The sequence below is a fragment of the Sphingobacterium sp. 1.A.4 genome (genome assembly GCF_002734245.1).
Taxonomy (GTDB): Bacteria; Bacteroidota; Bacteroidia; order Sphingobacteriales; family Sphingobacteriaceae; genus Sphingobacterium; species Sphingobacterium tenebrionis.
This window is the reverse complement of sequence record NZ_PEAZ01000066.1, coordinates 1-19,659: the sequence shown is the minus strand read 5'-3', so window position 1 is coordinate 19,659 and position 19,659 is coordinate 1. Positions and strand designations below refer to the sequence as shown.

17 protein-coding genes are annotated in these 19,659 nt (G+C 41.5%); 8 read left to right on the top strand and 9 right to left on the bottom strand.

Annotation, left to right across the window (positions count from 1 at the left end):
• Positions 1–49: 49 nt before the first annotated feature.
• Positions 50–436, top strand: coding sequence for a (deoxy)nucleoside triphosphate pyrophosphohydrolase (locus tag CRJ00_RS11580; protein WP_099367033.1), 387 nt, complete (start codon positions 50–52; stop codon positions 434–436).
• A gap of 33 nt (positions 437–469) precedes the next feature.
• On the opposite strand, the gene CRJ00_RS11575 is transcribed toward CRJ00_RS11580, so the two are convergent.
• From CRJ00_RS11575 to CRJ00_RS11565, 3 genes are read right to left on the bottom strand one after another with little or no spacing between them, the layout of a single operon-like run.
• Positions 470–1,714, bottom strand: coding sequence for a Glu/Leu/Phe/Val dehydrogenase dimerization domain-containing protein (locus CRJ00_RS11575; protein ID WP_257213769.1), 1,245 nt, complete (start codon positions 1,712–1,714; stop codon positions 470–472).
• A gap of 12 nt (positions 1,715–1,726) precedes the next feature.
• Positions 1,727–2,854 (bottom strand): 4-hydroxyphenylpyruvate dioxygenase, encoded by a 1,128-nt coding sequence (gene hppD, locus CRJ00_RS11570; protein ID WP_099367043.1) that lies wholly within the window; start codon positions 2,852–2,854, stop codon positions 1,727–1,729.
• Between the two features lie 19 nt (positions 2,855–2,873).
• Positions 2,874–4,034 (bottom strand): homogentisate 1,2-dioxygenase, encoded by a 1,161-nt coding sequence (locus tag CRJ00_RS11565; protein ID WP_099367031.1) that lies wholly within the window; start codon positions 4,032–4,034, stop codon positions 2,874–2,876.
• A 323-nt stretch (positions 4,035–4,357) separates the two neighbouring features.
• Here CRJ00_RS11565 and CRJ00_RS11560 point away from each other — a divergent pair, with 323 nt between their 5' ends.
• Both CRJ00_RS11560 and CRJ00_RS11555 read left to right on the top strand, forming a co-directional pair.
• Positions 4,358–5,332 carry a fumarylacetoacetate hydrolase family protein gene (locus CRJ00_RS11560; protein WP_099367030.1) on the top strand — a complete coding sequence of 325 codons (975 nt, stop codon included), beginning with the start codon at positions 4,358–4,360 and terminating at the stop codon, positions 5,330–5,332.
• 43 nt (positions 5,333–5,375) lie between these two features.
• Positions 5,376–6,257 carry a flavin reductase family protein gene (locus CRJ00_RS11555; RefSeq protein ID WP_099367042.1) on the top strand — a complete coding sequence of 294 codons (882 nt, stop codon included), beginning with the start codon at positions 5,376–5,378 and terminating at the stop codon, positions 6,255–6,257.
• Positions 6,258–6,265: 8 nt separating this feature from the next.
• On the opposite strand, the gene CRJ00_RS11550 is transcribed toward CRJ00_RS11555, so the two are convergent.
• Positions 6,266–8,029, bottom strand: coding sequence for an aromatic amino acid hydroxylase (locus CRJ00_RS11550; protein ID WP_099367029.1), 1,764 nt, complete (start codon positions 8,027–8,029; stop codon positions 6,266–6,268).
• 184 nt (positions 8,030–8,213) lie between these two features.
• On the opposite strand from CRJ00_RS11550, the gene CRJ00_RS11545 reads away from it, so the two are divergent.
• The 4 genes from CRJ00_RS11545 (at position 8,214) to CRJ00_RS11530 (ending at position 11,394) form a co-directional block, all read left to right on the top strand.
• Positions 8,214–9,989, top strand: a complete 1,776-nt coding sequence (locus CRJ00_RS11545) for an AMP-dependent synthetase/ligase (protein ID WP_099367028.1) — start codon at positions 8,214–8,216, stop codon at positions 9,987–9,989.
• A 131-nt stretch (positions 9,990–10,120) separates the two neighbouring features.
• Entirely contained in the window at positions 10,121–10,453 is a 333-nt protein-coding gene (locus CRJ00_RS11540; protein ID WP_099367027.1) for a GNAT family N-acetyltransferase, read from the top strand.
• 111 nt (positions 10,454–10,564) lie between these two features.
• The gene (locus tag CRJ00_RS11535; RefSeq protein ID WP_099367026.1) at positions 10,565–10,999 is read left to right on the top strand and encodes an RrF2 family transcriptional regulator; all 435 of its coding nucleotides are present in this window, start codon (positions 10,565–10,567) and stop codon (positions 10,997–10,999) included.
• A gap of 5 nt (positions 11,000–11,004) precedes the next feature.
• Positions 11,005–11,394, top strand: a complete 390-nt coding sequence (locus CRJ00_RS11530) for a group III truncated hemoglobin (RefSeq protein WP_099367025.1) — start codon at positions 11,005–11,007, stop codon at positions 11,392–11,394.
• Between the two features lie 6 nt (positions 11,395–11,400).
• Here the strand turns inward: CRJ00_RS11530 and CRJ00_RS11525 are convergent, their stop codons facing one another.
• Positions 11,401–11,916, bottom strand: a complete 516-nt coding sequence (locus tag CRJ00_RS11525) for a thioredoxin family protein (protein WP_099367024.1) — start codon at positions 11,914–11,916, stop codon at positions 11,401–11,403.
• 236 nt (positions 11,917–12,152) lie between these two features.
• Between CRJ00_RS11525 and CRJ00_RS18620 the strand changes: the two genes are divergently transcribed.
• Positions 12,153–12,464, top strand: a complete 312-nt coding sequence (locus tag CRJ00_RS18620; protein ID WP_144038147.1) for a hypothetical protein — start codon at positions 12,153–12,155, stop codon at positions 12,462–12,464.
• Here the strand turns inward: CRJ00_RS18620 and CRJ00_RS11520 are convergent.
• From CRJ00_RS11520 to CRJ00_RS11505, 4 genes are all read right to left on the bottom strand, one after another.
• Positions 12,438–13,184 carry a sulfite exporter TauE/SafE family protein gene (locus CRJ00_RS11520; protein ID WP_099367023.1) on the bottom strand — a complete coding sequence of 249 codons (747 nt, stop codon included), beginning with the start codon at positions 13,182–13,184 and terminating at the stop codon, positions 12,438–12,440. The genes CRJ00_RS18620 and CRJ00_RS11520 overlap by 27 nt on opposite strands.
• 87 nt (positions 13,185–13,271) lie before the next feature.
• Complete coding sequence (locus CRJ00_RS11515) at positions 13,272–14,738, bottom strand: efflux transporter outer membrane subunit (protein WP_099367022.1); 1,467 nt, start codon at positions 14,736–14,738, stop codon at positions 13,272–13,274.
• Between the two features lie 5 nt (positions 14,739–14,743).
• The gene (locus tag CRJ00_RS11510) at positions 14,744–17,899 is read right to left on the bottom strand and encodes an efflux RND transporter permease subunit (protein WP_099367021.1); all 3,156 of its coding nucleotides are present in this window, start codon (positions 17,897–17,899) and stop codon (positions 14,744–14,746) included.
• An 87-nt stretch (positions 17,900–17,986) separates the two neighbouring features.
• Positions 17,987–19,153 (bottom strand): efflux RND transporter periplasmic adaptor subunit, encoded by a 1,167-nt coding sequence (locus CRJ00_RS11505; RefSeq protein WP_245153212.1) that lies wholly within the window; start codon positions 19,151–19,153, stop codon positions 17,987–17,989.
• Positions 19,154–19,659: the final 506 nt, after the last annotated feature.

Below are 19,659 nucleotides of genomic sequence, written 5' to 3'. Positions count from 1 at the left end.
GAACTGGTTGCCCTAAAAAAGCAGCCAGTTTTTTATTATATTTACCTATATGATACATGTAGCTTGCGCTTTAATAGAAAAGGATCAACAAATATTAATTTGTCAACGATCCGCATCCATGAAACTACCGTTGAAATGGGAGTTTCCGGGTGGAAAACAAGAAGAAGGCGAAAGCCTGGAGGAATGTCTGCTCCGAGAAGTAAAGGAAGAAATCAATTTGGATATTTCGATAGAACAAGCATTGACCAAAGTGGAATACCATTATCCCGACTTTTCCCTAACCTTATATCCTTATGTTTGTAAATTGAAAGCCGGTGAACTGAAGGTGCTGGAACATGAGCAGGTTATTTGGGTTGATCAGACGGAATTGTTCCGGTATGATTGGGCGAATGCCGATCTTCCGGTGATCGAAGAATATATACGAACAAGGAGGTAAAATTTACCTCCTTGTTACTATTCAATTTCAATTTTAGATTAATTGTCTCAACGCTAATTCGTAAGCCCTGGAAGAAAGATGGGTCTTTCCATCTCCCCCCTGCTCCTTGATCTTCTGTAAGGCATTTCCAATCACTTCAGAAACATCGTTAAATAGGGATTCATCCGAAATCTCCACATTGGGTTGCATCAGGAACGCAAATACACGAGCCATACCACAGTTGGCAATAAAATCGGGGATAACAGCCACATGGTTGTCGGCATATTCCATCACCGGACCATAAAAGATCTCACGGTCGGCAAAAGGGACATTGGCTCCAGAAGCGATTACTTCCAATCCGTTTTCAACCAGCTGATTGATCTGCTCTTTAGATACCAATCGAGAAGCTGCAGCTGGAATGAAGATTTCTGCCCCAGTAGTCCAAACTTTATCATTGATCTCTTCGAAAGGAATTAATTGGTCTGCCCTAAGCGCATTCCCATCTCTATTTAAGAAAAGGGACGTAATTTCCGCTTCTGTAAAACCTTCCGGGTTCAATAAGCCACCAACACGGTCAATGATTCCCACCACCTTAACGCCTAGTTTGCTCAGGTAAAAAGCAGCGGCAGCGGCTACATTCCCCCATCCTTGGATGATGGCACGTTTGCCAGCGATTTCTCCATCAAATAAACGGTAATAATGTTTTACAGATTCGGATACTCCCCAACCGGTAATCATATCGGCAATCTTGTATTTACGTTTTAAATCGGGGCTAAAATTATTATCATCCAAGACTTTGGAAACACCGTATCTTAATTGGCCAATTTGATGGATTCTACCGTTCTCACGTACATCAAAATGTCCATTCAACACCCCTTCTTGCGGGTGCCAAAGACCATATTGTTCGGTGATCGGAATCACATCATGGATTTCATCGATATTCAGGTCACCACCTGTTCCGTAATAGTTTTTCAAAAGCGGGGTCACCACCTTGAACCAACGGTTCAACACATCCTGTTTTCTAGGGTCGGAAGGGTCAAAATTGATTCCTGATTTGGCACCGCCAATAGCCGGACCTGAAACAGTAAATTTAACCTCCATCGTCTTTGCCAAGGAAACTACTTCATTCTTGTCCAAGCCTTTACGCATACGGGTACCACCTCCGGCAGCTCCACCGCGTAAAGAATTGATCACTACCCAGCCTTCAGCTTCGGTTTCCGTGTCTTTCCACTCGAATACGATCTCCGGTTGTTTCTCTTCAAAGGTCTGCAATAAGCCCTTCATAATAGTTTGATTCATTTTAATAATTGCCTATAAATTTCCTCTTAGCTCCTGCTCTCTTTCAATCGCCTCAAAAAGGGCTTTGAAGTTACCTGCTCCAAAACTTTGAGCGCCTTTACGTTGAATAATTTCAAAAAATAAAGTAGGACGGTCTTCTACAGGTTTGGTGAAGATCTGTAATAGATAACCTTCTTCGTCGCGGTCAACCAATATTCCTAGATCTTGAATGATCTTGATCTCTTCATCGATTTCCCCTACGCGATCAGGTAGCATATCGTAGTAAGCTTCTGGTGGAGCACCTAGAAATTCTACTCCTCTGGAACGAAGCTCCTTTACGGTTTTCACAATATCGTGTGTGATCAAGGCAGCGTGTTGAACGCCCTCGCCTTCATAGAACTCCAAATATTCTTCGATCTGGGATTTTTTCTTTCCTTCGGCCGGCTCGTTGATCGGAAATTTCACATAGCCATTTCCGTTGCTCATCACCTTACTCATCAAAGCAGAATATTCTGTGTTGATCTGCTTATCATCAAAAGAAAGTACATTGACAAAGCCCATCACATCCTGGTACCATTTAACGGTTTCGTCCATACGATCCCAGCCCACATTACCTACACAGTGGTCTACGTATTCCAAACCGGTTGTTGTTGGATTATAATCACTTTTCCAAGCTACGAATCCAGGCATAAATGCGCCGGTATAGTTCTTACGTTCCACAAATAAGTGAACAGTTTCTCCATAGGTATAAATACCAGCCGTTCTCACTTCGCCAAACTCATCCGTCATTACCTGTAATTCCTGGTAAGGTTTCGCGCCTCTTTTCACGGTTTCTTCAAAGGATTTTTGGGCATCATCTACCCAAAGAGCCAAAACTTTTACCCCATCACCATGTTTTTTCACATGTTCAGAAATGGGATGGTCTGATTTAAGGGCCGTAGTCAACATAATACGGATCTTTCCTTGTTTCACAACGTAAGAAGCTCTATCGCGAACGCCAGTTTCTGGTCCGGCATAAGCCTCTGATTGAAAACCAAATGCGGTTTTATAATAATGGGCAGCTTGTTTGGCATTTCCCACGTAGAACTCGATGTAATCAGTTCCATTGATCGGTAAAAAATCTTGCGCTTTAGCAATCTTTTCTGCGAATGTCTGTGTCATATCTTTTTTATAAAGTGGTTTACGAATTAATCCAAGAAATATAATAGTCAGGATCCTCAATAGCCAAAGCTTCTTCCGTCATCATCAATGGACGGAAAGGATCGATCATGACGGCCAGTTCTTCGGTTTTGGTTTGGCCTATACTTTTTTCTACTGTTCCAGGGTGTGGTCCGTGCGGAATTCCACCTGGATGTAGGGTAATCTGTCCTCTTTCCACCGATTTACGGCTCATGAAATCCCCATCCACATAATAAAGGACTTCATCGGAGTCCACATTGCTGTGGTTATAGGGTGCAGGAACAGAATCAGGGTGGTAATCGTACATTCTAGGGCAGAAACTACATAGGACGAAGCTGTTTGTTTCAAAGGTTTGATGTACAGGAGGTGGTTGGTGCAACATACCGGTAATCGGCATGAAATCATGGATAGAAAAAGCCCATGGGTAATGATATCCATCCCAACCAATGAAATCAAATGGATGGGTGGCATAGACGTAAGGATAAATCAATCCCTGTTTTTTGATCTTTACCTCAAAATCACCTGTTTCATCGTAGGTCTTCAGATTGGAAGGACGAACGATATCACGCTCACAGAATGGAGCATGCTCCATCAATTGCCCATGTTCATTGCGGTATCTTTTTGGGGTTTTGATGGGTTCAAAGGATTCAACAATGAATAGGCGATTATCTTTAGTATCAAATTCAATCTGATAGATGGTACCCCTTGGGATCACGATATAATCGCCATATTTAAAAGGGATCTCCCCGTATCCAGACTTCAATTTACCGGTACCTTCATGGATGAAAATAATCTCATCTGCCTGGCTGTTCTTGTAAAAATAATCGGTCATGGATTCCTGTGGAGCGGCCAAGGAAATATGAAGGTCTGAATTGACCAGCACCGGCACGCGGCTCTCCAGGTAATCTGCGGTTGGCTTAACCTGAAACCCTCTTAAACTGGTATGTTTTAAATGCTTTTCACGTGCTATTTTAGGCGAAACATCATAAGGTTCGCGAATTTCTTTTACTAGGGTTGGTGGATGGCAATGGTACACCAAGGAATAGACACTTGAAAATCCATGCGTAGAAACGAGTTCTTCTGCATATAAATTACCGTCAGGCTTCCTGAAAACAGTATGTCTTTTTGAAGGGATTTCTCCCAATTGATGATAGATTGGCATAATTTAATTTTTATTATAAATGGAAAAGGGACTAACCTTGCGAGCTAATCAATGATGGAAATAATAAAATTAGGGTATTAGTATTGAGCAAAAACAACCTCTGCCAATAGTGCTTTCGCAAATGGCATCAATCCTAGGCTATATATCCTATGTGATTTTTTAAAGTTGTTCATAATTGGGACTTATGACTCAAATATAAGTTTTATAATCTTATCTTTACAGAGATTTCGAAAAAATATTTGACCATATTTAATATATTTTCTTGGAAATCCTTTTTTAAATTAACCAAATAAACATATTCGTGCAGTAATATTGCCAATTAAATGAAGATTGTAACTTATCGTGAGAATCAGGCTGAAAAATTAGGTCTTGTTGTAAAACATAAAATATACCCCTGTCTTTCTTTAGACCCAAACCTTCCCAGCAGCCTTTTGGAATTATTAAAACAAGGTGATGAAGGCCTTGATCCCTTAAAACTTTATCAAGAACGTATTGAACTGGGAGAATTCCAGGAATTAGGAATTCTTTTGGAAGAAGCTGAATTATTAGCTCCACTACCCAACCCTCCCTCCTTTCGGGATGCTTATGCTTTCCGGCAGCATGTGGCCACTTCCAGGGCGAACAGAGGCTTGGAGATGATCCCAGAATTCGATCAGTTTCCGGTGTTCTATTTTTCCAATCACCAGGCTATTCAAGGCCCAGGAAAGGTGTATGGCATGCCAAGGCATTTCGAGCACCTCGATTTTGAATTGGAGGTAGCCATTGTAATCAATAAAACGGGAAGAAATATTAAGGCGTCTGAAGCTGATGAATACATAGGCGGCTTTATGATTTTGAATGATGTCAGTGCCCGAACCCTTCAGATGGAGGAAATGAAGTTGAACTTAGGGCCGGCCAAAGGAAAGGACTTTACGAGTGCATTTGGACCCTATTTTGTGACCAAAGATGAATTGATTGGTTTTCTTAGAGATCCTAAGGAAGGGCATGTGGGAAACACCTACAACCTGAACATGACCTGCAAGGTGAATGGCACTTTACTATCCGCTGGTAACCTTTCGGATATGGATTGGACTTTCGCCGAAATCATCGAACGGGTTTCCTATGGGGTTACCCTTTATCCAGGTGACATCATAGGCTCAGGTACTGTTGGTACAGGCTGTTTATTGGAACTGAACGGAACCGGAAAAAGAAGCAATCCGGATTATCAGGAGCAATGGCTGAATCCGGGTGATATCGTAGAGATGGAAGTTACCGGATTAGGTGTGTTGATCAATGAAATGGTCTTGACAGAAGAATAATTGTAAAATCACATATAAAAAAAGATATATGCTATTTAATGAAATGAAAACCTTTGATCGTGAAAATCATGGTCCCATTTTCGATAGTCTGATAAAATATGCTGTTGCGCCGAGACCTATATGTTTTGCAAGTACGGTAGATAAGGATGGAAATCCGAACCTGAGCCCATTCAGTTATTTTAATTTTATGTCTACTGAACCTCCTATCTGTGTATTTTCTCCATTGACGCGGATGCGGGATGGAAAAGATAAGCATACCTTGAGCAATATCAAGGGAGTGCCAGAGGTGGTAATCAATATCGTGAATTATCCGATGGTTCAGCAGCAATCTCTTGCCAGCACAGAATACGATAAAGGGGTCAATGAATTTGAGAAAAGTGGCTTTACGCCGTTGAAATCCCAGCATATCAAACCAGCACGCGTAGCGGAATCGCCGGTACAGTTGGAGTGTAAGGTGCGTGAAGTCATCAATCTGAGTCCAAATGGTGGTGCTGGAAACTTGGTGATTGCGGAGATCATCTGCATGCACATCAACGCCAACCTTTTGGATGAGGATAATAATATGGATCAGGCCGCATTGGATCTGGTTGCACGCTTAGGCGGGAATTGGTATTGCCGCGTAACGGAGGAAAACCTGTTTGAAGTTCCAAAACCATTACGAAAATTGGGTATTGGTGTCGATCAATTACCGGAACATATTAGACAGTCGAGTATCTTAACGGGAAATCATCTGGGCCTATTGGCAAATGTGGAGTCCATTCCTGAAAAGACAAACGAATTGGAATCAGATGCGCATATCAGTTCGCTTCTGGAGATGTGGTCTTCCGATGAAACCCAATTGCGAAATGAGCTTCATCGTTATGCCGCTGAAGTTTTACTGGAAGAAGATGTAGAACGCGCTTGGCAGATTCTATTATTGAGCTAAGGTTTTTATTAAGCTAATTCCAGATTGATGGGTTGCGTTTCTGCTAAATGCAATCCATCTTGAACCAATTTTTCCAGTTCGGGATTGTCCTTTACACGTTGTTCTAAGGCTTGTTTCACAAAAACTCCCAATTCATTGAATTCAAAATGTATGGTCAACTCGTAAAGTTCCACTAGAGCCAACCAATCTTCCGGAAAGGAGATTTTCACCTCTTCATATAATTCGAATAAGGTAGACTCTTGGGGATTACCTTCTCTGATACTTCTTAATAACCTGTAGATCTCATTTAATCGCTCTGCTTGAGGTTCTGCCTTCGCTTTCTCCGTTTTAAGTTCGGTGACTTTTACTTCTGGCTCGTAGGCAAACTTATCCGCAGCTCCTGCAAATACAGAGGTAATCTCTTCCCCTACCGCCATATCATAAGTTCCCCAAGCTGGCTCGAACAAGACTTGGCCTGTTGGTTCATGGATTACTTTACAATGTTCAAAACTGATCAGAATTAATTTATTGTCTTTAAAAAGCAGTGATTTCACCACGCCATTGACCAAAATTCCAGATTTGAAATATAAGGTAGCTGCATCATCCTGAACAATGCCCATTGATCCAAGCTCATCAAGCGTGCAATCTTCTAAAGGCTTTTTCTGCTTCAACAGGCTTCCTACGGGTGAACTGAATCCTTCAGCGTGGTAAGTCTTTCCGTGTCCATCCAATTGTTTTCCATCAAAGGCCAAGGCCGTAGGGCCATCTGTTTTAACTGCAATTAGCTCCTCAGCATCTAAAAATGGCACAAATCTTCCTGAAACTTGGATTCCTGAACTGTATTGAACTGTACAGATATTTTCGCTTCCGATCGCCCGTTCCAATCCGAGTTTTCCCCCGATTTTAAAAGCCATACCAGCTGCAAATTCATCAAGCACTTCATAGGCCTTATGGAAATCCTTGGTTACAAAAAGTTGAGGCTGAGGTTTGGTAATGTCGTAACTATAATTGATGGCATCCAAACTATATGGCAGTTTTAAAACATCGGGCTGAAGACACGTAGCACTTTCACCGATGGATGAAAGCAAACCTGCCCCATAAATCTTATAATCATCAACAGAGCCTATTAATCCGTATTCTACCGTCCACCAATGCAAGCGGCTCAATAAGGTCATTTCGGAGGGTTCGCCCATGTTCGAAAGAACTTGATCCAAATGCTGTGTGGCTTGTTCGATCTCGGCCTCTGTGGCTTCTTCACTCTCCTTCAGAATGGAGAGGTTTCGAATTGCTTCATATACTTCAAAATCTTTGGCTGAGCTGATGGCTTTCGAACCAATCTCCCCAAAATATTGCAGATAGGCTGCATATTCCGGTTCGCCAATAATAGGTGCATGGCCAGATGATTCATGAATGATATCTGGTGCAGGGGTATAGGTAATATGGTCAATCTGACGGATATCTGCTGCGATGACCAAAACATAATTGGCTTGGAATTCCATAAAAGCTGCAGGAGGAATAAAACCATCTACCGTGACAGCTCCCCAGCCTATTTTTTTCAAACTATCATTCATCAGTTGCAGATCTGGAATCCGCTCGATGGATAATCCGGCAATTTTTAATCCTGGGATATAAGGGTAATAAGCAACGTCCTTTAAATAGGCATAATTCTGCCGCATCACATACCTCCAAATCGCTTGATCTATAAAACTGTATCGGCTATAATTCTGTTCTACAACATATCTTGATAGATGTTTTGGGAGCTTCTCAAGTACTGGATTATTATAGGTTTTCATTCGTTATCCGTTTAAACAAACATAAAAAAATTTAACCGCACAAGCCAAAAAATAATTATAAAACCATTTTTTTACTGCTTAAAGCGTATTCATTTCATTTTCCTACTTTTGCAAAACTTCTTCAGTTTATTAATTGTTATCCTGAACGAGTATTTGCTTCAAGCAGCAAATAAATTATGTTATTATGGAGGAAAATCTCAGACTATTTGATCTGGCTTTTAGACAGCCGGATCTATACCCAAATCTTTCCATCATGTCGCGTAAAGTGGCTGGAGAATGGAAAAATATCGCATCAACAGACTTCATTCAAGAGGTAAACAATCTTTCCAGAGGATTGGTTGAACTTGGGGTAAAACCAAATGAAAAAGTTGGACTGATTGCTGACTCCAGTTTGGAATGGCATATCATCGATTTTGCAATCCAACAGATCGGTGCAGTAGTGGTGGCTATCTACCCCAACATCACCGATACCGATTATCAGTTCATTATCAATGATGCCGAGATCAAACTCTGTATCGTAAGCAATAAAGGGTTATATAAACGTCTAGAAGCCATTAGGGAATCTGTTTATACCTTAAAGTATATCTTCTGTATTGAGGAACATCCTGAGGTGAGGAATTGGCAAGAGATATTTAAGGTTGGGCAACAGGTACCAATGGCAAAAATTGAGGAACTCCGAAATCAGGTTCAATCCTCCGATCTGGCTACCTTGATTTACACCTCAGGTACGACGGGTAAACCTAAAGGCGTTATGCTTACCCATAGGAATATTATTTCCAATGTAGAAGCTGCACGTGAAATAACCCCCTGCCAGGCATATGATCGCGCCTTAACCTTCCTTCCTCCCTGCCATGCCTACGAAAGGATGGTTATTTATACCTACATGTATATCGGTATCACCATACATTTTGCGGAATCCTTAGATAAGATCGGACAGAATATCACGGAAGTGAAGCCGCATATTATGACGGCTGTACCGCGTATCTTGGAAAAGGTCTACGAGAAAATCATGAAAGCAGGGTTGGATTTAACCGGTTTTAAACGCAAGATATTTGATTGGGCAGTTGAAATAGCGGAACAATATGATCCGAATCCGGAAAACAGGTCGTTTGCTTATAACCTCAAACTTGGCGTGGCCAAACGTTTGGTATTGGATAAATGGTACCAGGCGCTTGGCGGGCATTTGAAAACAGTAGCATCAGGAAGTGCGTCGTTACAGGCCAAATTGGCCCGTGTATTTCTCGCTGCCGGAATTCCTTTGTATGAAGGATACGGTATGACCGAAGCTTCACCCCTGATTTCTGTAAACCACTACATCAAAGGTATACGGATCGGTACGGTAGGTCCAGCAGTAAAATATGTGGAGATCAAATTGGCAGAGGATGGTGAGATTCTGGTGAAAGGTCCGAATGTAATGCAGGGATATTATAAAAATCCGGAAGAAACGAAGAAAACCATTATCGATGGTTGGTTGCATACAGGCGACATTGGAATTTGGGAAGATGAGATTTTCTTGAAAATCATCGACCGTAAAAAGGAAATGTTCAAGATCTCTGGTGGGAAGTATGTAATCCCACAGCCTATCGAAAAGAAATTATTGGAATCCAATTTTATTGAACAGGCGATGGTAATCGGTGATGGACAGAAATTCGCATCGGCTTATATCGTTCCGAATTATGCCCATTTACAGGATTGGACTAAAACGGAAGCTCCTGAATTGAAAAATCTTCCAAAAATAGAGTTTCTGAAACAGCCTCAGGTATTGAGAAAGATCAATAAGGAAGTTCAAATGGCGAACCAACATTTTGGTAATTGGGAACAGATCAAAAAGCCGATTATTTTAGCAAACGAATTTACGATTGAGGATGGAGAATTGACCCCTACCCTTAAAATGAAGCGTAAAGTTATCCTAGAAAAGTACAGGAAGGAATTTGAGGAGCTGTACCATACAGAAGCCTAAAGCTTAACCTATATTTAATGGTTATATAATCCTTTCTTGATATACATCAATGGATTTCTATGGTGATAAGGTTATTTTTGTTTTATTAAAACAAGAACAAAACATCCATAGAAATCCATCGTTATTAAGATATGAAACCTCAATTTATAGAAATTCCTCTAGTAAAAAACGAAGAACAACATCGATTTGAATTAACCTTTGAAGGCCACATTGCTTTTATTGATTATAAAGAAACGTCAAGCACTGTTGCATTGATCCATACCGAAGCACCAGCAGCATTGTCAGGAACTGGTGCAGCTGCTGCATTGGTGGAGAAAACCCTGCAACATATCAAGGAAGCTGGAAAAACGGTATCTCCTTACTGTCCATATGTTTATGCTTTTATCAAAAAGAATCCAGTATGGAGATCCTTGGTATCGGAAAGATTTCCGAAGTATAAGGAATTGATGGAAGAAAATTCCTAATCTTTTGAATTAGCTGTATAATCCCTGTGACGAAAATCACTTTTCAGGATGACGAGGGAAACACAAATCTCAAGTTAAATTTCCTTACATTTGTTTAACGATTGATTTATTATGTTTTCTAAAGCGTGTGAGCATGGATTGAAGGCAATGATCTATATTGCCAGTAAATCCATGGAAGGTGAGCGAGTTAAAATAGGTGAGGTTGCTGAGCATTCAGGAACACCAGAAGCTTTTACGGCAAAGGTGTTGAGTACCTTGTCGCGCCATGAATTACTGCATTCCATCAAAGGACCTTACGGCGGATTTGAAATGGATCAACAGCAGATGCATCAGGTTCGCCTAGCAGATATAGTGTCTGCCATCGATGGCGACAAGCTATTTGAAGGTTGTGCCTTAGGATTAACTACCTGCAATGAAGATAAACCCTGCCCCATGCACAACAGCTTTGTGCAGATTCGTACCGATCTTAAAAGCATGATGGAATCAACCAGTATCTATGATTTAGCAACCGGATTAATCTCCGGTGAAAGCATCCTAATTCGTTAAAGAACATGAAACCAGATATTCAGCATTTAGATGATATAAAGATCCTCGTAGACAAGTTTTACGATCGTATCCAACGTGATGAATTATTGGGACCGATTTTTAATGGGATTATTCAGAACCGTTGGCCAGAACATTTGGAAAAAATGTACCGCTTTTGGCAAACGGTGCTTTTAGAGGAGCATACGTATTATGGTAGCCCCTTTCCCCCACATGCTAAAATGCCTATCAATAAAACTCATTTTGACCATTGGATAGGTTTGTTCTCCAAAACGGTTGATGAACTTTACGAAGGCGAAAAAGCCGAGAAAGCCAAATGGCAAGGCGAAAGAATGGCGAGCATGTTCCAGTTCAAGATCGCCTATTACCAAGAAAACAATTTCAAACCTTTGACTTAAGGAGATTTATTTCTTTTTTGGTACCCATTCCTTGAAAAAAGCCAACACCTTACTTTCATCATAGCTTGCTCCACTTTCAAGATTTCCACTCTCACGAACGGTAAGCACCTTCCCTGTTGCATCCATCACAATAAAGAATGGATAACCAAATTCTTTTCCCTTTCCAGGCGCATATTTATTGAAAACCGCTTCGTTCTTGTTTTCTGGGGAGTAATTCAAATGATAGTATACATAATTGTCTTTGATCAAATCCGCAACTGATTTTGTTTGATGGATGTAATCATTAAATCTCAAACACCATACGCACCAATTTCCACCAGCTTGAATCACAATATTCTTTTTCTCTTTCTTCGCCTTAGCAATCAATCCATCAATATCCTTTTGCGCATCTGCTTTCGGATCATAAGGCTTTTCCTGAGCTACATCCTTCTCAACGGGTTTCTCTTGGGCATTAATCGCAACAGTTGGAATTACAACTGCCAATAAACATATTCCTAATAGCCCTATTAATTTCTTTCTCATGGTAAACTCATTTTTTTATTTCCAAAAACTAATTTACACATTCTTCCTTAAATTTGGCCCAGTTTAACAGCCCTTAACAAAGCCGTATGTACTATTCCAACTTCCTTTTACTCCACTCCTATTTCCGTTGGATAGTTATCATCGCTTTAATTTATCAAATGATATGGATATACCTAGGGCATCGAAACCAGAAGCCTTTTACGAAATCCGATCAGCGCATATTAATTATCCTATGCATGATCTTCAATATACAACTGCTTTTGGGCTGGATGCTCTATCTTCAAAGTCCAATGGTAGCTTATTTTTTCAAGGAAATACCAAAGTCTATCAAGCTTAGGGAAGTTCGGTTTTTCGGATTGGAGCATGTAACCATGATGAGTATCTCGATCGTCTGGATGAATATATGCTCATTTCAGATTAAAAAATACATCGATAGCAAGAAAGGGTTCAGCTTTTTGTGGAAACGCTATATCTGGATCTGTCTATTTATCCTTGCTTCCATCCCATGGTCTTTCTCCCCTTTAACCAGCAGACCAAATTGGCGATAGAAAATAGTTGATAAACTGAAAAACAGAGGTTAAAAGGATTATCCCCAACACGATATACTTAAACACACGTTCGGAAGTTCTTTTCAAGATCAGTTTCCCAAGATAACTCCCCAATATACTCACGATGATCAGAAAAGGGATCAACACGATGTATTCCTTCGGAAAATACCCTTGGGAAACATAGATAACGGCTCTACTAAAATCCACCCCTAAATCAATAAGTGAAGAAGTGGCAATAAATATATCCTTCGGCAAGTTGAACGCCGCTAAGGTAATCCCTCTTATCGCCCCGCCGGTTCCTACCAATCCGGCGAAAAAACCAGAAATCATCCCTCCTAGATAAAGATTCTTGTTTGTCTGGGCCAATGGCTTATTGAACCGGAATAGCAAAAAAATAGCCAATGCAGCTATAAGGATATTCATCCCCAATTCCATTTCCTTAACCGGAACATATTTGGTCAATAAGGCACCAATGATCACAAACAACACCGCTGGTATTCCCAATTTGATCGCGATATCCTTATTGATACCTTTTCGAAAAAGGGTAATCTTAGAGATATTACTAAAAACATGAAATACCGCTGTAATACTTAATACCGCTTTAAAATCAAAGAACAAAGAGGACGTTGGCACAAACAGAATGGAAGATCCAAAACCCGATACCGTACCGATAATTTCGGTGATCAACGCCAGAATCAGAAAGATCAGGTATTTCTCCATATGCTAATAAAATCCATGCGGCAAAGATAGCATATGTTCTCTGCAGTGATTTTCGATTTACCGAAAATCAATAGATAAAATCAGCTGCTATCGCCATCCACCACCCAACGAGCGGTATAGATTCACATAAGATTCCAAATGTTCCTGTCTTAATTCCACCAAGCCCAGATCAGAGTTCAATGCATTACTTTGGGCCGTAATAACCTCAAGATAGGTCGCATATCCACCCTTAAATAAAAGATTAGCATTCTGAACTGCTTTTTGCGAGTTCTCTACTCGCAATCGGGCATATTCCAACTGTTCCCGCTGCTTCTCCACCGTGATGACCGCATCGGATACCTCGCTCACGGCTTCCACTACAGTCTGCTGTAAAGAAAGCTCTGCTTTATCCCGTTCCAATTTCGCCACTTCCCATTTGGTTTTCAACGATTTTCGCTTGAAGATGGGCGCCGTTAGGTTAGCACCAATCCCTCCCAGTAAAGCTCCTGGAATGGAGAACCAATTCTTCGGCAACATGGCATTTACCCCAAATTCTCCCCCTAAGGAAAGCGAAGGATAGCGCATAGCCTGTTGGATGTTCGCATTGGCATTGGATGCAATCAATTCGAGCTCTGCTCCTCGAACATCGGGGCGATTTCGAAGGATTTCAATCGGGCTACCTAAGGAAATATCCTTGTTCTCCGCAAATAGATGCTCAAAGCTGGTACCCCGCTTTATCCTATCCGGCATCTTGCCCGTTAAAACCTGAAGGGCATTTTCCTGAATCAAAATCTCCTTCTCCAATTCAGGCACCAATGAAGCAGCAATCAATCGTTGCGATTCCGTTTGCTGTATACCCAAGGCCGTAATCTCTCCCGCTTGGTATTGTAGTTCCAGCATTTTCTTGGTACTATCGTTCAAGGTTACATTGCGCTTTGCCACCTCGATCTTCGCATCCAACATCAACAAATTGAAATAACCTTTTGCTACGTTGGCAATCAAATTAGTCTGTATGGCATTCCGAACTTCCTGAGAGTTCATAAACTCCGCATTCAATTGATCTTTGGCATTGCTGATCTTGCCCCAGATATCGATCTCCCAGCTAAATCCAATCTCTGAACCAAATTGAGAAAGATAGGTAAACATATTTTCTGAAGCTTTGGTTCCATGCTTTTCATACCATTTAGATGAAGGACCAGAACCAAAATCCTTGGAGCGCCATTGTTTGTTCATGCTGCCAATGGTGGCATCCACTTCCGGTAGATAATTATATTTATTCTGTCTCAATTGCTTACTAGCAATCTCTATATTCAACAAAGCCGTTTTCATATCATAATTATTGACCAATACTGAATCGATCAATTCCTTCAAAGTAGGATCATGAAAGAAATCCTTCCAGGAAATATTACTGATACTGGAAGTATCCGCAAAATAGGATAAGGTATCTCCGCGGAACTGATCCGGAAGATTTAATGTCGGCTGGGTATATTTTTCGCCGACCTTACAACCTTGCGCAATTAGTAAACACAAACCAATAAAACCCAACCCAATACGATGTATGCTTAATATTTTCATTTATTCTATTCTTCCTCTGTTTTAAATTTATTTCTAACCTGCTCATCCAAAGTCTTAAAGACCACAAAGAGAACAGGAATTATGAATACGCCGAATACTGCTCCGAAGAGCATACCACCTGCAGCACTAAAACTGATGGAATGATTTCCTATTGCCGAAGGTCCTACGGTCCACATCAAGGGGATCAAACCGGCGATGAAAGCCAAACTGGTCATCAGAATGGGTCTTAAACGTAGCTTAGCTCCATCAATGGCCGAATCAACAATGCTCATTCCTTTTGATCGTTCATGGACAGCAAATTCAACAATCAGAATCGCGTTCTTTGCCAATAATCCGATCAGCATGATCAAACCGACTTGCACATAAATGTTGTTCTGAAGACCAACAATCCCAATAGTCGCATAAACGCCAATTAATCCTACAGGGATGGATAGTAATACCGCCCAAGGCAGGATATAACTTTCATATTGCGCCGCCAATAGGAAATACACAAAAAGGATACTTAAGGCAAAGATCAATACGGTCTGAGAACCGGATTGGCTTTCCTCAAAACTCATCCCTGTCCACTCGTAGCCATAGTTGCCAGGCAGTTTTTCCTCCGCCAGTTTTTCAATTGCGCCCATGGCGTCGCCCGTACTGAACCCTTCTGCCGGTTCTGCATTCACCGTAATCGCATTATAGAGGTTATATCGAGTGATAGTTTCCGGACCTACGATTTTATCTAAGGTCAAAACTGTATTGATGGGCACCATTGCTCCTTTATCATTCCGAACAAAGATGGAGTTAAAGGATTCTGGATCCTTACGGAAATCAAAATCAGACTGTACATAAACCCGATATTGTCTACCAAATCGGCTAAAATCAGATGCCTGAACACGGGCGAAATAAGATCGAATGGTCGACATCAAGCTGTTGATGCTCAATCCCAAGGATTTTGCTTTCACCACATCGATATTCACTTCGTATTGCGGGAAATTGGATTTAAAACTGGTATAGGCATTCCCGATTTCGGGCAATTGATTCAATTCATTGATAAAGGAATCGGCAACCACATTAAAATCCCGTATATCACCTCCCAATCGATCCTGAAGCACCATTTCTATCCCTGCAAAATCCCCGAATCCTTGAACCGTAGGCCTTGGGAAGACCGTAAATTTCGCTTCGTGCAATTGGGAGAGATCCTGACGGATCGTGTCCATAAAAGCTTTGATACCTTTGATCTTTTCCCGTTCGGCATGCGGCTTTAAGGTGATGTATCCTGCCGCAAATGCCGGACTGGAACTACCATCTAGCGCATTATACCCCGAAACGGTGGTCATTCCTTCCACATCCTCATGGCGTTTCAGAATAGAATCTGCCATTCGTAGGACTTCGGTGGTACGAGCAAGGGAAGCTCCGGGTGGCATCGCCAAGTTATAGGTAATAAACCCATCATCTTCCGTCGGAATAAATGCTTTAGGTGATTTCATCATAAAGAATGCCCCCAAAGCCGTAATCAATATCAATCCAGACCAAGCCACTTTCTTATTCTTGATCAATTTAGAAACACCTTCCACATACTTATTGGTCATTCGATCAAAAGAGGTATTGAAAGCGGTAAAAAAGCGTTGCTTATATTTGTTGAATTTGTTCTGTTTTTTTCCGATTTCCTTTTCATCTTCCGGAGCCTTCAACAACAAGGCACATAAGGCCGGACTTAAGGTCAAGGCGTTCAGGGCAGAAATCAAGATGGCAGTCGCCAAGGTATAGGCAAATTGCCGATAAAAGATACCTGCAGGACCTTCCATAAACCCTACCGGCAAAAATACCGCTGCCATCACCATGGTTATGGATAAGATAGCGCCAGTAATTTCCGACATGGTGGATATGGTTGCTGCTCTAGCTTTTTGACCCGTATGATGCATCTTACTATGGATGGCCTCGACGACCACAATGGCATCATCCACCACAATACCAATGGCCAGAACGAGGGCAAACATCGTCAGGACGTTCAAAGAGAAGCCAAACAATTGCAGGAAGAAGAAAGTACCTACCAGAGAAACCGGTATAGCAATGGCCGGGATCAAAGTAGAACGGAAATCCTGCAAGAATATAAACACGATGATGAATACCAAGATAAAGGCCTCAAATAAGGTGTGTTTTACCTGCGAAATGGATTCATCGATCTGGTCGCGCACCGAATAGGTAATATCATAATGTATACCTTCGGGAAAGATCTTCGATTGCTCCTCTAAGACCTTCCGAACCGCCACATCAATATCATGGGCATTCGAACCACTGGTCTGTGTTAAGTTTAGGGTCAATCCTGGATTCCCATCCACCTTATTATCCGAATTGAGGTTGGTTGCACCAAATTCCACCCGGGCAACATCATTTAGATACAGCACCGAACCATCCTTATTGGTTTTTATGACCACATTCTGGAATTCTTCAGGCTGATTGAACCTTCCCTTATGCTTGATCACGGTCTCGAAAGCCTCTTCAGAGGTTTCCCCGAATTTACCGGGTGCAATCTCAAAGTTTTGGTCCTTAATGGCATCCGTTACATCTTTCGGTACTAAATTATAAAGGGCTAATTTTTCAGGATTCAGCCATACGCGCATGGCATAATCCCGCGCACCTAATCGAGAGACCTGGGCTACCCCATCCACCCGTAATAAGGGTCGCATGAGGTTAATCTGGGCAAAAGCCTGCAAGAAGGTCTCGTCGTAAACCGAATCCCGATGATCGGAATATAGGTTGATGGTCATGATGACCCCACTCTGCCGCGGCATAGTGGTAATACCTGCTTCATTCACTTCTGCTGGTACAGCACTGATCGCTTTGGAAATCCGGGTCTGCACATTCACAGATGCAACATCCGGATTGGTTCCGGTCTTGAAATAAACAGTAACCGAACCAGATCCCGAGTTAGAAGCCGTGGACTTGATGTAGGTCATGTTTTCTACCCCATTGATGGCTTCTTCGATGGGTAATAATACGGATTTGGCGACGGTTTCCGCGGTTGCTCCCGGATAACTTAATGATACCACCACACTTGGCGGCGCAATCTCAGGAAAGCGGGTAACAGGTAATAACTTCAACCCGACAAGTCCTAAAATCACCAATATGATCGATACAACCGTTGCTAGAACTGGGCGATTGACGAATGTTTTTAACATAAATAGTAGTTAGGGTTGGACAAAGAAATAGCTGCCCCCATTTGCATGGAGGTCAATTATTTCTTTATCCTATGTTTAAGAATGAGATTATTGTTGCTTAGCGATCGGTTGGATGATGGATCCATCGGTAAGCTTGTCAAATCCACTGAGGATGACGCGATCACCTGCAGCGAGACCTTCGGAGACAATATATTTGTCCTTACTTTTTCCGGCCAGTTTGATGTTCCGCCTTTGTGCTTTATTGTTTTTATCGACCACAAATACAAAGGTTTTATCCTGCAGTTCGCTGGTAGCTACTTGAGGGATCTGCAACACCTGCTCTTTCACCTCTGAAATCTTTAAGGTCCCGGTACTTCCTGAGCGCAGGATATTATTCTGATTCGGGAATGTGGCACGTAAGGAAATTGCTCCTGTGGTTCTATCCACTTGGCCATTTACCGCATCTACCGTTCCTTTGATAGGGTATTCCTCCCCATCTGCCAACACCAAGGTTACTTTGGGAAAGGTTAGGCGTTTCTGTTTATCGTAAGCTCTTCCTTCCATACTGTCCTTCTTGGCCTGCGCTTTGGAAAAATAGAGGAAGTCGGATTCGTTCATCGCGAAATAAACATATACTTCTTGAATATCGGAAAGGTTGGTCAAAGGCTCTTTATCGCCTTTGCTAACCAGGTTTCCGATCCGTTTTGGAATACGGCCGATATAGCCGCTCACTGGAGCTTTGATCACGGTAAAATCCTTGCTCAATTGCGCTGATCGCACCTCTGCTCTCGCTTGGTCTACCCCAGCTTTTGCTACTTGGTAATCGGATTGGGCAGCAGCCAAACGAACATCAGAGATGACTTCGTTGTCTACCAAAGGCTTCAATCGGTCTACTTCCAATTGGGCATTCTTTAATTTGGCTTCGGCTACGCGGGCACTGGCTACCGTATTGTTCAGGTCTTCCTGATAAAAAGAAGGGTCGATCTTGAACAATCGCTGCCCCTTCTGAACGAAGGAACCTTCATCGACATAAATTTCTTGTAATAGACCTTCCACCTGCGGACGAACTTCTACATTGACCTTTCCTTCAATGGTACCTAGATAGTCTTTTACCGTAACAGCATCAGCTTGTTCTACGGTGTAAACCGGAAGGGCTAATGCTTTTGAAGAGTTTGTTTTTTCTTTTGATTTACTTTCGGAACAACTGCTGAAGATAGCCACTGAACCGATTACTAAAATGGATGCTTTTAAAATGGATAAATTGAGTTTCTTCACAATAATTAATTTGATGATGTTTGTGCTTAAAAATTCATGATGGAACTGCTTCGTAATATTTTTATTACACTTCCGTATTATTAACGTGATTTTTAACAATTATTGTACCGTTTAACATTTGTTAACAGGTTAAATAATAGTTAAAGGTTGATGATTGATTGTTTAAACAACCATAACTGACTGGGAATCAGATTTTAGTTGTTAATCACGTCATCGTAAGTTTGTAAGTAAGTTATAGGAATTAAAGAGACAGAATATAATTTTGTATTTCATTTAGGATACAGCGAGAGAGGGAGTAAGATTTTTAATCGTCATTGGTCCTTGAGAGACCCTTCGCAATGTTAATCCCCCTCTCTTATTCCTATCATAAACTTGGACAGTTCATTAGGCCAGGAGCCTGTTTTTACGATTGATAAGTTATGATAAGAGCTGCTGTAATCCACAAATATGATATACAAATATGGTAACAGGTATTGATTGTTCAAAGGATTATTTTGACATTTCTG